Below are 14,307 nucleotides of genomic sequence, written 5' to 3' on the forward strand. Positions count from 1 at the left end.
GGCCTCGTACCGTTGATCATTTATTTTACAACTTCGATCAAATTATCATTGGCTGAAACATCTGCGGCATCAGTCGCTAGTACGTTTGAATAATCATTTGAATTGGTCACGATCACTGGTGTTAAAAGAGAATACCCCGCAGAACGAATCGCCTCTGCATCAAATGAAATCAATTTTTGTCCAGCTTTGACCTTATCCCCTTGATTGATGTACGACGTGAAATGATTGCCTTCCAATTCAACGGTATTCATGCCAATATGGATCAACAATTCCGTGCCGTCTTCTGTCACTAAACCAATCGCATGTTTCGTTGGGAACAAGATTTTGACCTCTGCATCTGCAGGCGCCGTGATTTCGCCAGTAGCTGGCTCAACGGCAACGCCTTTGCCCATGGCACCAGAAGAGAATACTTTGTCTTCAACATCTGCTAAAGCGACAACATGGCCTGAAACTGGGCTTTTGATGGTTTCATCTTTGACGATAGCTGATACAGTGCGTGTAGGTGCAGCTGGTGTCACTGGTACATCAACAGGTGCATCAAGATCTGCATATAATGTAGGAACTTTCAACAACATCATGATGACAAATGAAGCGACAATCGCTAAGACTGTACCGATAGCTAAGTGGATCACACTGTGGAAACTGCCTGTTGCAGGATCGATATACGCAGGGTATAAGAAAATACCCATACCACCCATTGCATAACCAGTTACATTGAAAATTGATAAGTAGACGCCGACAAAACCAGATACAAGACAAGATACGATAAATGGTGTTTTCATTGGTAGCGTATAGCCATAGATAGCAGGTTCAGTCACACCGAAGATCGAAGAGATCAAGGCTGGCATTGCTCCTTGTTTGACTTTAGGTTCTTTGGTTTTCAACCAAATAGCGGCTAACACACCTGTTTGTGTGAAACATGGCAATACTGCGGCTGTCAAGATGATTGAATGGCCATTTTGCGCCATATCCATGATTGCCAAAGGTACAAGCCCCCAGTGCAAACCGAACATTACCAATACTTGCCACAACGCACCTAAAGCAAAACCATAGACGATTGGACTAAAGTCATAGACTGCTTGGAACGCAATACCAATCCAGCTTGACGCTGTGTTGGCTACTGGTCCAACAACGAAGAAGGTCAATGGTACGGTGATCAAAATCGTTACGAAAGGTACAACAAACATTTTCACCACATCTGGTGTGATTTTACGCATATATTTTTCAATTTTAGAAGCAACAAAGATAGCTAAGATCACTGGCAAGACGCTATTGTAGTAGCCGCCTGCTGGTAAGGTCAAAGTCAAACCAAAGACTTTGCTAGCTGCTGCAACACTGTCTGACAACCCTGGATAAACCATCGCACCAGCAATCGCCAATGCTGTATAGACATTCATCTTGAATTTACGCGCCGCTGTCACTGCAAGGATCATTGGCAAGTATTGGAACAAGCCATCGCCTAATGTGTTCATCACGACATAAATGCCGTTGGTTGCGTCCATGCCCGTTGCAGCGAGTAACGCAGTGATCCCTTTTAAGATACCGGCTGCTGCCAAAGGACCTAAGAAAGGTTGGAACAAACTTGAGATGACATCAATAAAGCGATCGAACAAGCTGCCTTTCGGCCCATCTCCTTCATCTACATCAACTGTACCACCGTCCGCTAACCCGCCGACTTTCAAAACTTCTTCATAGACATCTGGCACATGGTTCCCAATAACCACTTGATATTGGCCGCCAGCTTTGACCACAGTCACGACACCATCGCGTTTTTGCAAATAGTTGGTGTCTGCTTTGCTTTCATCTTTCAAGTGAAAACGCAGTCTTGTCACACAATGTTTAACAGATGAAACATTTTCTTTGCCACCGACGTGGTCTAAGATATCTTGTGCTAACTCAGTATATTTTGCCATTTTAATTGCTCCTTTTGTGTGTTTTTTCGATAATAAAAAGACCAGCAGCAAATTACAATCTACCCTTGGTGCCAGACGCTCCAAAAAAAGAGTCTGCCCCTAGACGTATTGTAAGAAAGTGCAGGTCTTGCCAGCCGAACTGTAACGAATCCATTTATTTTCTTATGATATTTTTGAATGGGCTGCTAGATTGCCGATATGAAGAATCAAATACATCAATTCCATATCGTTGACTAGCCAACCTTTTTGTTCATATAAATAGTCTTTGATTGAATCTGCGGTTTCTTTTTCTTTAGGATAACTACTGAAAGCCAATGCAATCATTGGATTGGTCATCACTGGTTCTTCCGTACCTTGACTTTGGCGAATCAAATAATAGCGAATGTGGGTCACAAATCGTTGAAAGTAAGATGAATTTTCATCATATTCGATATTCATGCTGTACTTCACGATCCTTAAAATATTGTTTGTCAGTTCTGTGTGCTCAAAGGCACTCTGATTGGCACTTTTTTCTATTTCTGCATTCACAAAATGCAGCGTAATAAAAGCAGCTTCCTCTTGTGAAAAATCAGGATACAGTTCCCGGCGAATCAAGTCCACCGCTTGCACACTGACCGCGTATTCTTTGGCATAGATTTTTTTGATTTCCCAATGCATGGGATTGGTCAAGACAATGTCTTGCTTTTGTCTGCTGATGGCAAACAAGATATGATCCATCAATGTGAAATACACGTTAGGATTGAAATCGGTTTCAATACTATCCCGAAAGATACGAACGATTTCATAAATCACGGCCATTTGTTTTTCATTGGCTTTTGTCATGACTTTCGACATATGCTCTACAGTCAAGTCGTCTTCAGGATAATACTTTTTTTCAATTGATTCTGGCGGGATCAAATCACCGGGTTTTGTTTGAAAACCGATGCCTTTCCCCATGAGGATCACTTCGACTTCCTCTTCTTTCGAGAGTACAACATTGTTGTTGATCCTTTTGACTATTTTCACGAACAATCCTCCTTAATCAGCAATTCTCGCAGGATAAACACATTCATTCATAGCAGGCGAGTTGTTTATGCCGAAGGTTCCTGTCCTATGCCGTTCATGATGCACTATGGCATCTATTTGACAACAGTGTAACCAGCATTGTTGCCTGGGTGATCTTTATTTGAATCTGTCTAAGCAATCTTTAATGTTGTACAGATGATTCAAAAGATCGACGAACGGGTCCAACCTTTTATTGAAAACACTCCCTTTTTGTCTTCTCCCCTTTCAAACTGCACAGCTGCAGCGACGACTAAGATCCATTGACTTTGGAACCGGTCCTTTTTTTATTCAACAAAAAAATTGAGTAAAAAAAGAAGACCAAAGCAAAAAAGTGTACAACCCCGAGAAAGATTCTCATGGGTAATCAACGCACTTTTTTCCTCTGGTCTTGCCTGCCGAACAGTAACGAATCCAGTTATCAGAACACTCTCGCGCTCTGTTGTGATTATCTTACTCAATCTGCAAAGGAATGTCAACAGTTTTTTGCAAACGTTTTTAAATTTATTTTTCAAGGTAGACCAATTTTGCTTTCTTCCTACCTTGAGAAGACTAACAATTCAAATCTAACAAGCGTAAGCGCAAAAACTTACGCTTGTTAGCCATGTCTATCTTGTTTCTGCTGTCACAGCGATGGTTCCCCATGGATTATGATCTACTTCATAAGCCCAAGTAAAGTTTGTTACCCGGTTCGAAATTGGTAATACTTCATTTCGATAAAGAGTCGGAATGGCAAATGCTTCTTCAGCTGCATAAACTTGCCATGCATCAAATGCCTCTTTACGTTTTTCTTCATCAAATGAGTCGTTTGAATCAATTGCAGCCAATAAACGGGTATTTTCTTCTGATGCATAACGTGTGTAGTTAAAGGCAGAATTTGGTCCCCACAAACTAGTTGGTGATGGATCATTTCCTGTAGACCACGCCGCTTGGAACACATCAATATCTGGATCATCATTTTTCAACTTGTCATAAAATGCTTGAAAGTCGATTAAACGACCTGTTGAATATTCAACATTTAGCCCAATTTCTTGCCATTGTTGGATGTAATAATCAGCTAATGGTTGTGCGGTTTCGCCACCTGACATGGATGCAAAGTTGATTACAAGTGGATTTCCATCTGGATCTTCTCTATATCCGTCGCCATCCACATCAATAAATCCTGCATCATCTAGAAGTTGATTTGCTTTTTCCATATTGTAGTCATAGCCAGCGATGCTTGGATCATGCAAGGTACCATATACTGGTGAAATCAATGTAGTGGCACGCGTTCGCAACCCATAATAGAAGCGTTCCCCGATTGCATTGTTGTCCATTGCATAGCCCATGGCTTGACGCAAGCTTTTATTGGCCATTTTGGCATTTGGATCAGATTCTACTGATCCATCCTCTCCTAAGACGCCTAGATTAAAACCGATATAGGTGTATGCTCTTTGCATCCGACCGAGCATCTCATACCCTTCAGTATCACTATAAGAGTCATACGTATCTGTTGGCATCTGATAAACTAAGTCAAACTGTCTGGCATTCAAAGCTTCATTGATCGATGCTGACGGAACAGCACGAAAGACAACTTTTTCCAATGATGGTTTGCCGCCATAGTAATATTCATTTGGCAAATACTCGACACTTTCGCCTGCAACAATATTACTCATCACATAAGGACCGAAGCCAATCGGGTTTTTCCGAACTGGATCACTACTTTGCATATCTGCGACTTCAATACCTTCAAAAGTATGTTTTGGCAAGGCTGAGCCGTACACACCCCCACCAGATTGCATCATTCCTGGGTGCATTTCTTTGTATTCAATTTCGATTACTTTGTCACTGATTGCTGTGATTCCAGAAATCGTTTCTGCTTCACCAGCATGATATTCTTCCATACCAATGATATTGGTAAAGTTATTGTCATACCGAATACCAGTATAATCTTGATGCCCAATCACTTCATATGAAAAAATAAGGTCCTCTGCGCTAACATCTTCACCGTCAGCCCACTTCAATTCGTCTCTAAGGGTAATCGTTGCTTTATTGTTATCTAGATCTAATACCAAATCAGCTGGACCGCCATCAACGATTTTAAAATCGCTGTCATAATAGAATAATGGTTCATGGGTAGGTGACATAAAGTGATCATCATACGCATCTTGATAAAATTCGGTATGGAACAACCCTTGGAATTGGGTATCCATTACAACTGCGACTTCAAGAACACCGCCGTCAATTGGTTCATCATCATTAGATGTACTGATCGGAAACACCAGTCCTTCGCTTTCCTCAGCTGCGTTGCTTGAACTCGTCGAATCTGTTCCTGCCTCATTCCCTGACCCGCAAGCACCTAAAATCAATGTTGCGCATAATGTAACGACACCAAAAATTTTTTTCTTCATTGCGTTCCTCCTTATTTGATCCCCTCAGCATTCCCCAATCCTGCACAAAACCGAAACAATGATGATATGATTAGAAAATACTAGAGATACTTAATGAATTATAACAATTATCTACAAATGCCTTTATTCAATATTTTCACCGAAGGGTGAAATTATTGACAAAAAAGCCTATTACAGTTCATCCATCCGTGTCGGAAGCTAAACCATAATAGACTATTTTCTTAAGAAATTTCTTTATGTGCGGCAAATGCTTCGATTGCTTGGTTGGTTCGGTCTCGGCTGATTTGACGGATTTGCGCCTTCAAACTAGACCAATCTGACTGCTTAGGTGATGTCGACCAATGCATCACGACTGGACAGCTCTCGTATCTTTGTTCAAGGTATCTGAAAGAATGATCTCCGTATCCACACATACACTTCGTTGCAGATGTAGGGGGTATCGATGGCGTGCTTCATATGCTGTGCAATAATACGGTTGTATTTCTCCCCGTAGGAAAAATCAAGACAGATCTTAATCGGTGCAACGATTTCTTCAAGTGTCACAACTGAAACAAGCAGTGACAAGTAATGATGAAATAAATACTGGCTGCTGGGACAAGCCATATCAAGATGCAGGGTCGACGTGATGTAAGCTTTGCAAAAAGCATCGAATTCGGGATAATCCTCGATCAAATAATCAATCGCGGCTTCAGTATAATGCCACTGTGCTGAAGGATGAAAACTGATAAAGATATAATGGATGTGGTATAATTCTTGCTCGACTTTGGCTAAGTCTTCCGTGCCAATCGAAAAACATTCCAGCAAATGATCAAAAAAATGTTGATTCATTTCAGCGATTTCTGGGCGTCCAGCAGCAGCAAAGAATGCCCCGTCGATCAATCCTTCTGCTATCATGAACTGGGCGATACCTTCTGCCTCGATTTGACATAGATGGGTTTCTTGCAGCGGATTGATCGAATGGACCCACTGCGTGATTTTGTTGAGCAAAGCGGGAGATACTGGAACCATGCGTCCCTTTGGTCGTGCACTGGCTAAATGATGCCCGTTTTTAAATCGTGTCGTAATGATATGCAAGATCAGCGACAACTTGACCGTCATTCGTGCATCCGGTGCACAATGTACAGCAGGATCATCAAAGAGTGAGCCAAAGCTTTTGACTTTCTCTCGGGTAGCTGCAGGAAAAAGGGTAGGTATTGTCTCCTTACTGCTCAAAAAGAAGATAAACAGAAATTCTCTAATGGCCCATTCATCGCCAACCAATTGGAAATCTTTGGTGATTTTGATGCCATATTGTAATAAAATTTTCTGCAGCAGTTTAAACTCTTTGTATACTGGATTGTGGCTGAAATAATGCCGCTCCGCAAAATCATAAATAGAGACCAACTGTTCAAAAAAACATTCCTTGAAGATACAATATTTTAATGATTGTTCAAAGTAATATGTAAAAAGTATTTCAGCATGTGTCATCCCTTTGTAGATCAATTGAACGATTGGGCCCTCTACTTGGATTTCCATATTCTCTTGCAGCCCAAATACGATAAAATCGGCATTCAGTTCATCAACAGTTTTGTAAAAGAGGAAACTCGACAAGCCTAGTGTGTGCATCATTGCTTCTTTATCATCATTCAATAAAGATTGGTTTTCTAAATGTTGGACAAATAGAAATTTACGCTTTTCAGGTTTGTTTAGAAAATCGGGAAACATCGTATATTCTCCTTTATAATCGCAAGTTTTCTGATTACGTTCATTCTTCCATTATGTCGGATTGTTACTGACACTAAAAAGTATAATGTTTTCAGGAACCCATTTTGTAATCTTTATTTTGCTTTTCACTAAAGATTTGTGAAAAATCAATTTTTATTGAATGGTGAAATTTCTGAGATCGTTGCTATCATTCTCTATCACCAACTCCGTACTATAACATTATATCGACTTTATTTTGGCTTTCTTAACAAAAATCATGTTATTTAATCGCAAAAGAAATATAGATATTTTTGTTCTATCGGCTATTCTCGTTTCCGCTAGTGTGATACCATGAATTGAAGGAGGTATTTATGGCAGAAAAAAAAGTGATTCTTCAAACGACTTCGAAAGCTTTTGCACCACGCAGCCAATTACTGACACAGCGTATTTTATTGGTTTACAGCGGTATTCTGATTCTCCTTGGCTGTCTATCCTCACCGCGGGACCTTTTGATCGGTTCCTTCAATATTTTGACGTCGCCAAGCAATCTGATCTCTGATTATTTTGCAGTTGGCAATCTCGGCAGTGCCTTCTTGAACAGCGGTCTCTTGCTGCTTTTGACCGTATTGATCGCGAAGAAGCAAGGAACTGTTATCACCGGCCCGATGATTGCGGCGTTTTTAACACTTTCCGGATTTTCTTTTTTTGGTAAAAATCTCTTTAATTCGATTCCCATCCCTCTAGGGGTTTACTTATATGCATATATTCATCGGAAACCTGTCAATCAGTTTTCTTTGGTTGCTTTATTCGGTAGTGCAGCCTCCCCAGTAATTAGTTATCTCGCTTTTGGCTTAGGACTGCCGGCGCCAGCGGGAATGCTGCTAGGCTATGTAACAGGAATCGGCTTAGGATTGATCTTACCTCCTTTGGCGGCACAGTTCTTGCAATTTCATCAAGGTTTTTCTTTGTATAACATTGGCTTTGCGACCGGGATCGTCACGATGTTTTTTACTAGTTTTTTGCGCCTCTTCGGTCAAGAAGTCCATCCACAAAGCGCGTTGACCACCGAGTATCACCTCTTTTTAGCTATTTTTATTGCAGTGATATGCTGCTTGCTGTTTGTCACTGGGTACGTCTTGAACGAAAGATCACTGACAGGTTTTCCAGACTTACTGCACACCTCAGGCAAATTGATGACTGACTTTGTCACGATTTACGGTCTTGGATTGACGCTGATCAATATGGCCAGTATGGGGTTTCTGATGCTTGCTTTTGTCTTTCTCATGCAAGGCCAACTATCTGGGCCGTTGCTGGGTGCTGTATTGACGGTCATCGGCTTTGGCGCCTTCGGGAATCATCTGAAAAACAGCATTCCTATCTTGATTGGCGTGGTGCTGGCTTCTAAGTTTGGTTTAACAGCAGAAGTGTCGACCTTCAATCTGCTGTTGACTGCTATCTTCGGCACCAGCTTAGCCCCTATCAGCGGCTATTACGGGCCAATCGCGGGCATCATTGCCGGCATCACGCATGCTGCATTGGTCACCAATATCACCTATCTTCACGGTGGCTTAAATCTGTACAATAATGGGTTTTCTAGTGGATTTGTGGCAGCGGCTATGGTACCTTTACTAGATGATATCAAACAACTAAAAAGGCGGAAAAAAAATGATTGAAAAAGAACGCGCACGGCGCATCGCAGATGAGGTCGTCACGTATTTCCTCTCTCATGACTGTACGGACATCACCAGTCAAATGACCTTCGAAGACGTCGGTTTTACAGCGAAAGTTTGCGGCCCGTGTCCTGAAAGGCCCGCAGATCTGGAACACTTTATCGATATGCTGAACACCCCGCGAGATATTACATTGGAAAATTATTATGTAGAATTACTGGGTGGCCATCAAACGATCCACGAAGAAAAAGATTACTATTTGCTAGGCTTGATGATCGATGAAGCCACGATCGTCTACGAAGATGATTTCTTGACTGTTCATCTGTTTCGCAAAACATATGGCCGAGGCAATTGATTACACCTACACACGAAACTGATAGGACATGCGCGACTCTCAATGAGGATCACGCATGTCCTATCAGTTTCTTTTATTTATCTGCCAATGTGCAGATTCAGCTGACACCCCTTCCGATATCTACTGATTGTGCCTTGTGACAAAAGTGAAAGTTGTTTGATAGATTTTTCCCACTCTTTTTCTGAAAAACAGCGTTATACTTTCACCATAATCTAAATTGAGGTGTATAAATCATGAAAAAAGTATTGATTGGCTTAGCAGTTGTCGTCCTTGTTGTATTCGGCGGCTTACAACTTGCACAAAAAATCGTGATGGGTGGAGATAGTTACTATGTCCAAGTCACCACCAATGGAGAAAAAAGCACATCACAAGATAGCAATGGCACGATCGTGAATGAATATGCCTATGCGTTGACCGGCTATGATGAAGACGGCCAAAGCAAGGCATTGTCATTTACAGCCTATCAAGATCGACCTTTGCGCAAAGAAGCTTATCTGAAAATCACTTGGAACGAAAAAAAAGGTGTCACTAGCTACGAAGAAGTCCAAGCATCGGACATCCCATCAAAAGCATTGGATCAATTAAAAGGAGCGTAATCAGCACATGGACACAATCATTCAAGCACGTGAATTAACCAAGACATACGGCAAAAGCAATGAAAAACAGACCCAAGCCTTAAAAGGGGTCACATTTGAGGTTGAAAAAGGCGAATTTATCGGCATCATGGGTGCTTCAGGTTCAGGAAAATCGACCCTATTGAATATTCTATCGACACTAGATCGTCCCAGCACTGGCTCAATCGAAATCAATCACAGTGACATCACAACATTAAAAGGCAATGCCCTTGCCGACTTTCGCAGCCGCGAGATTGGGTTCATCTTCCAAGATTTCAACCTTTTGGAAAACTTGACCGCTTCAGAAAACATCGCAGTCCCCTTATCATTACAAGGGGTCAAACCTAAAGTGATCAAACAACGCATCGCACAAGTTGCGCAACGACTATCCATCAGCCAAATTCTGGATAAATACCCTTCAGAGATTTCTGGCGGTCAGAAACAACGGGTCGCAGCTGCGCGCGCCTTGATCACAGAACCAACGATTTTATTCGCTGATGAACCAACAGGCGCTTTAGACTCTAAAAGCGCCAAAGACTTGCTGGATATGATGGATGATCTGAATACCAACGATCAAGTATCGATTTTATTGGTGACCCATGATCCTCTTTCCGCAAGTTATTGCCAGAAAATCCTGTTTATCAAAGATGGCACGATCCATCAAGAAGTCAAACGACATGACCAAAGCCGAGAAGATTTTTATCGACAAATCCTTGTCATCCTTGGCAACTTGGAACAGTAAGGAGGAAACACTATGCTTTGGAAATTATCACTTACTGGTATCAAAGGACGTTTGAAAGATTATATCGTGTTGTTCTCGGGATTGGTCATGGCTTCTGCGATTTTTTATATGTTTGAATCAATGGCCAGCAATGAAGCATTTTTGACCAGCAACTCGATTTTAGGCACGATTGTTTTCATTTTTCGCTTTGGTTCCGTGTTGCTTGGCATTATCACCTTTGCCTATATTCTCTACGCCAATTCGTTTCTGATGGCGATGCGCCAAAGAGATTATGCCATGTTTATGATGCTCGGCGCCAAAGGACGCAAAATCGCCCAAATGATTTTTATCGAAACCTTTCTGGTAGGCTTCGCAGCCACACTCCTTGGTTCGATCGTAGGCATGGGCCTTGCCCATGGCGTCAATGCGCTGCTTGTCAGCCGTCTGAATCTGCAGATTACTCATTATGCAGCTTTTAGCAGCAAAGCATTGTTGGTGACATTGATCTTCTTCGCCCTGCTATTCTTTGCGGCAGCTATTTTCAATGCCGCTGCGATCACCAAAAAAGCGATTTTAGACTTATTACGAGAAACGAGTACGCCAGCGCGGTTGAAACAACGGCCCATTTGGCTTTTCTTACAAGCGATTCTTGGTATCGGTTCATTGGCGTTTGGTTATTACATGATGAGTGATTTGATGAAGTTTCAATTGATTGGCATTGGTGCCGCCTTAGTGACGATCGTTCTAGGAACGTACTTGGTCTTCAAATCGGTCTTGATTGCGGTCTTGTCGGCCCTGAAAGCATCAGATACGATCGTCATGAAAAAATTGAACAACTTTACCTTTTCCCAATTAAGTTTCCGTATCCGCGATTATACACAAATGCTTTCCATGGCAGCCATGCTGTTTGCTCTGGCTTTAGGGGCATTGACTGTTGGATTAGGGTTCAAAAATGAAATTCCTTTGATGGCCAAATCCGTTGCGCCTTACGACCTGATTTTGAACAATGCCCAAAAAGCGGATGCCCAATCCGTCGCGGACTTACACCCTACCCTTGATACTATCTATAGTCAAAAAGAAACAGACGATGCGGTCTATTATGTCAAAGAACAGTTCAACGAACACCCATTGCTGGCACCAAAATATGACGAAAATGGTGTGGATAGTCAATATAAACATTTATCTGGTGACGTGATCGCCGAAGATTTAACTGCGCAAGATGCCTTGCGGGAATATGAAGTTGCGGAACAACGAAGCAAAGAAATCCGCCTTGTATCCCTCAGCGATTTTGCAGCAATTGAAGCAACAGAAACCAGTTTGCGCTTGATTCAAGTCGCCGATTTTGAAAAGAGTTATGCTGCGCTGCACACCTTAGCAGAAGCCAATCAATCAGACAATACAGCTGAACCCATCGAAGCCAATTTCAGCCAACGGGTTTTTGTATATGACACTTACAACGGCATGTTCTCTGGTTTCGAATTCATGGGCTTTTTCTTAGGCATCGCCTTCTTGACGATGTTAGCCAGCTGTCTGATGTTCAAAATCTTATCTGGTGCCAACAACGACATCATTCGCTACAATATGCTGCGCAAAATCGGTACGCGAACTTCTTTATTGAAACAATCGATCAGAAAAGAAATCGGCGTGTTGTTTTTAGTCCCTGGTATCTTGGGAATGATTCATGTCTTGTTTGGACTAAAGATGTTCACCACATTGATGCGGGATCCTTATGACAAATTATGGGTGCCATTCAGTATCTTTATTGCGTTGTATGCTATTTACTATAGCTTAACCGTCTGGTTGTATACCAATATCGTCTTGAGAGAAGACAAATAAACAAAGAACCGTATGCCCGCAAAACGAAACCGTCTTGCTGGTCATACGGTTTTTGATTTCTCTAGTCAGGTCCAGTCGTGCCAATCATTCGGGCATGTCGAAGCAGAGAAACCCGCGAATTGACGACGCAGTCCTTTAATGCTATTGTATTCTGAATACGTTCTAAAAATAATAAAACATACTATCACCAAATAAATATTATTTAGATAGCAAGAAAGGTGGCTCTGTTTGACAAATATCCTAGGTTTTATTTCATATATCATCGTGGCCAGCTTCTCCCCTGGCCCCAATGCACTCTTATCGATGGCCCATGGCGGTAAATATGGCCTGCGCAAAAGTCTTTTGTTTAATTGGGGGATCTTTGTCGGAGTTTTGATCGTGATGAACATCTGTGCTTTTTTCAGCCGTTTGCTGCTGACCGTCTTTCCCGGCTTTCAATCCGTCATGGTTTGGATCGGCGCTGTCTATATTCTTTTTCTAGCGTGGCAGACCATCAAAAGTAAGGCCGAATCAGAAACCACTACTGATGAAGAGGAACATATCTTTTTTCAAGGCATGCTGCTGCAATTTGTCAGCCCAAATACATTGCTCTATGGAATCACCGTGTACGCATCCTTCATCTTGCCAAATTACGAAACACCGACAGCACTCCTTTCATTTTCGCTGCTGTTAGCGCTGGTTGCATTCATTTTCACAGCCTGCTGGACGATTTTCGGGGCATTATTCCAACATATCTTAAGAAAATATACCTACTGGGTCAACTTAGTATTGGCATTGCTTTTGGTATACAGCGCATTGGCACTGATATGGCGCAGTCTATAGAACAAAAAAAACAGCATGGATGATCTAGGCAGCTTTACACGCCTGATACATCCATGCTTATTTTTTTAGTCATATGTTTTTTCCTCAGGTTTCCAAAGGAGCAAGAAGGCGATCCTGACTGCGATCAAGCCCAAAACCACTGCAAAGATCAGCGGATTTTGCATCCAAATCATCAAATGCCCTAAATAAGGGATATGCAAGGCCAAACGACCGACATATTTGTCCTCAGTCACCTGTTTCATATCATTGACTGTATTGTGGTCGCCTCTCGTTTGGATGCCTTCATCAGTGATGGAAATAATCCGATGGGTCACCATCGTGCCCTCATTCTCGAAAGTAATGATTTCGCCTACTGCCAGCTGGTCAAAATCTTCCGCCTGCACAACGACATAATCTCCCACCCGCAAGGTGGGTTCCATACTGCCGCTGATCACGGTATACCCTTTATACCCAAACAACCCATCGCCTTCTGGTTTTGAAAGAAAGTTCAGCACCGCCAGCAACAAGACCGCTGCTACTACAAGCGTACCGCAAAGGGACCAAAGGATACGCAACACCATGTTTATTCTATTCAAGATATCTCCTCAACTCTGATCAATTGATTTTGTTTGGTTGAATTATACAAATAACGCCCCCATTTGCTGGTCACAAAAACCCGACTTTCATAGGTTTCCAAACCATTCTCCAGTTGAACTTTTTCAACGAAAGCCGGCAATGAGGACAAAAACTCTTCAGGACGCTGATCATTGAGAACTGTCATGTCATAACGAATGGTTTTTGAAGCTAACCCCACCTGCCCTGTGCCATCGATTTGAAAAACATCAGCAGCAGTGTTCGGCCGCAGTACCAACAAAAGATATTGCTCCTTTAACAGCAAATACATTCTTTGTTTGATGATGGCGATCGATACACTCTCTAACTCGGCCTGCGTATTTTGATCCTTTGTTTCAAAAGCAGTCAGATTGGTCAATTGCAGCATTTGCGGCGAACGCGTTGTCTTTGCGACACTCTTTGCCTCATCCACAAAATCCTCTTTGGTCATCGGTTCGGTATAGGTAGACCTTTCAAAAAAATCGGTCCGAAAAATATCCTCTTTGATTTCATCGTTCAACACAGCGGTAGACAACAAATGTTGATTATCGGCATTTCTTTCGTTCATTTGCACTTTAAGCAAATAAAAGAAACCTGTAACAGCAGCAAATAACAAGATACTCACAACGATTTTATACTCTCTTTTCACCCAACACTTCGCTACTTTCTAC

The 14,307-nt window shown here is 42.0% G+C and carries 13 protein-coding genes; 6 read left to right on the forward strand and 7 right to left on the reverse strand.

Translation table 11 applies throughout. From position 1 onward, the window contains the following. Positions 1–20: 20 nt before the first annotated feature. The 5 genes from ACYVRS_RS06000 to ACYVRS_RS06020 form a co-directional block, all read right to left on the reverse strand. Complete coding sequence (locus ACYVRS_RS06000; protein ID WP_461202889.1) at positions 21–1,913, reverse strand: beta-glucoside-specific PTS transporter subunit IIABC; 1,893 nt, start codon at positions 1,911–1,913, stop codon at positions 21–23. A gap of 162 nt (positions 1,914–2,075) precedes the next feature. Next, positions 2,076–2,918, reverse strand: coding sequence for a PRD domain-containing protein (locus ACYVRS_RS06005; RefSeq protein ID WP_054114630.1), 843 nt, complete (start codon positions 2,916–2,918; stop codon positions 2,076–2,078). A gap of 644 nt (positions 2,919–3,562) precedes the next feature. Then, positions 3,563–5,344, reverse strand: coding sequence for an oligopeptide ABC transporter substrate-binding protein (locus ACYVRS_RS06010; RefSeq protein ID WP_461202891.1), 1,782 nt, complete (start codon positions 5,342–5,344; stop codon positions 3,563–3,565). A gap of 221 nt (positions 5,345–5,565) precedes the next feature. Next, the gene (locus ACYVRS_RS06015) at positions 5,566–5,691 is read right to left on the reverse strand and encodes a hypothetical protein (protein WP_461202893.1); all 126 of its coding nucleotides are present in this window, start codon (positions 5,689–5,691) and stop codon (positions 5,566–5,568) included. Positions 5,692–5,719: 28 nt separating this feature from the next. Next, complete coding sequence (locus ACYVRS_RS06020; RefSeq protein WP_461202895.1) at positions 5,720–7,048, reverse strand: helix-turn-helix domain-containing protein; 1,329 nt, start codon at positions 7,046–7,048, stop codon at positions 5,720–5,722. A gap of 350 nt (positions 7,049–7,398) precedes the next feature. Between ACYVRS_RS06020 and ACYVRS_RS06025 the strand changes: the two genes are divergently transcribed. The 6 genes from ACYVRS_RS06025 (at position 7,399) to ACYVRS_RS06050 (ending at position 13,045) form a co-directional block, all read left to right on the forward strand. Beyond that, positions 7,399–8,700, forward strand: a complete 1,302-nt coding sequence (locus tag ACYVRS_RS06025; RefSeq protein WP_312540623.1) for a DUF1576 domain-containing protein — start codon at positions 7,399–7,401, stop codon at positions 8,698–8,700. Then, complete coding sequence (locus ACYVRS_RS06030; RefSeq protein ID WP_312540621.1) at positions 8,693–9,052, forward strand: ACT domain-containing protein; 360 nt, start codon at positions 8,693–8,695, stop codon at positions 9,050–9,052. The genes ACYVRS_RS06025 and ACYVRS_RS06030 overlap by 8 nt, the downstream gene beginning before the upstream one ends. A 233-nt stretch (positions 9,053–9,285) precedes the next feature. Then, positions 9,286–9,648: a YxeA family protein gene (locus tag ACYVRS_RS06035; RefSeq protein ID WP_054114635.1), complete on the forward strand. Its 363-nt coding sequence runs from the start codon at positions 9,286–9,288 to the stop codon at positions 9,646–9,648. 7 nt (positions 9,649–9,655) lie between these two features. Further along, the gene (locus ACYVRS_RS06040; protein ID WP_461202897.1) at positions 9,656–10,408 is read left to right on the forward strand and encodes an ABC transporter ATP-binding protein; all 753 of its coding nucleotides are present in this window, start codon (positions 9,656–9,658) and stop codon (positions 10,406–10,408) included. Between the two features lie 12 nt (positions 10,409–10,420). Then, positions 10,421–12,223, forward strand: coding sequence for an FtsX-like permease family protein (locus ACYVRS_RS06045; RefSeq protein ID WP_461197688.1), 1,803 nt, complete (start codon positions 10,421–10,423; stop codon positions 12,221–12,223). A 228-nt stretch (positions 12,224–12,451) separates the two neighbouring features. Further along, positions 12,452–13,045, forward strand: a complete 594-nt coding sequence (locus ACYVRS_RS06050; RefSeq protein WP_054114638.1) for a LysE family transporter — start codon at positions 12,452–12,454, stop codon at positions 13,043–13,045. 65 nt (positions 13,046–13,110) lie between these two features. Here the strand turns inward: ACYVRS_RS06050 and ACYVRS_RS06055 are convergent, their stop codons facing one another. Together ACYVRS_RS06055 and ACYVRS_RS06060 are read right to left on the reverse strand one after the other, a co-directional pair. After that, positions 13,111–13,620, reverse strand: a complete 510-nt coding sequence (locus tag ACYVRS_RS06055; protein ID WP_461202899.1) for a signal peptidase I — start codon at positions 13,618–13,620, stop codon at positions 13,111–13,113. Beyond that, positions 13,617–14,285 (reverse strand): hypothetical protein, encoded by a 669-nt coding sequence (locus ACYVRS_RS06060; RefSeq protein WP_461202901.1) that lies wholly within the window; start codon positions 14,283–14,285, stop codon positions 13,617–13,619. Before ACYVRS_RS06060 ends, ACYVRS_RS06055 begins: the two co-directional genes overlap by 4 nt. Between the last annotated feature and the right edge of the window lie 22 nt (positions 14,286–14,307).

Source organism: Enterococcus salsurae (genome assembly GCF_054784955.1).

Coding starts and splice junctions, on each gene's coding strand:
- ACYVRS_RS06035 (WP_054114635.1), top strand. CDS start 9,286: ATGAAAAAAGTATTGATTGGCTTAGCAGTTGTCGTCCTTGTTGTATTC.
- ACYVRS_RS06025 (WP_312540623.1), top strand. CDS start 7,399: ATGGCAGAAAAAAAAGTGATTCTTCAAACGACTTCGAAAGCTTTTGCA.
- ACYVRS_RS06010 (WP_461202891.1), bottom strand. CDS start 5,344: ATGAAGAAAAAAATTTTTGGTGTCGTTACATTATGCGCAACATTGATT.
- ACYVRS_RS06000 (WP_461202889.1), bottom strand. CDS start 1,913: ATGGCAAAATATACTGAGTTAGCACAAGATATCTTAGACCACGTCGGT.
- ACYVRS_RS06020 (WP_461202895.1), bottom strand. CDS start 7,048: ATGTTTCCCGATTTTCTAAACAAACCTGAAAAGCGTAAATTTCTATTT.
- ACYVRS_RS06040 (WP_461202897.1), top strand. CDS start 9,656: ATGGACACAATCATTCAAGCACGTGAATTAACCAAGACATACGGCAAA.
- ACYVRS_RS06030 (WP_312540621.1), top strand. CDS start 8,693: ATGATTGAAAAAGAACGCGCACGGCGCATCGCAGATGAGGTCGTCACG.
- ACYVRS_RS06015 (WP_461202893.1), bottom strand. CDS start 5,691: ATGCATTGGTCGACATCACCTAAGCAGTCAGATTGGTCTAGTTTGAAG.
- ACYVRS_RS06045 (WP_461197688.1), top strand. CDS start 10,421: ATGCTTTGGAAATTATCACTTACTGGTATCAAAGGACGTTTGAAAGAT.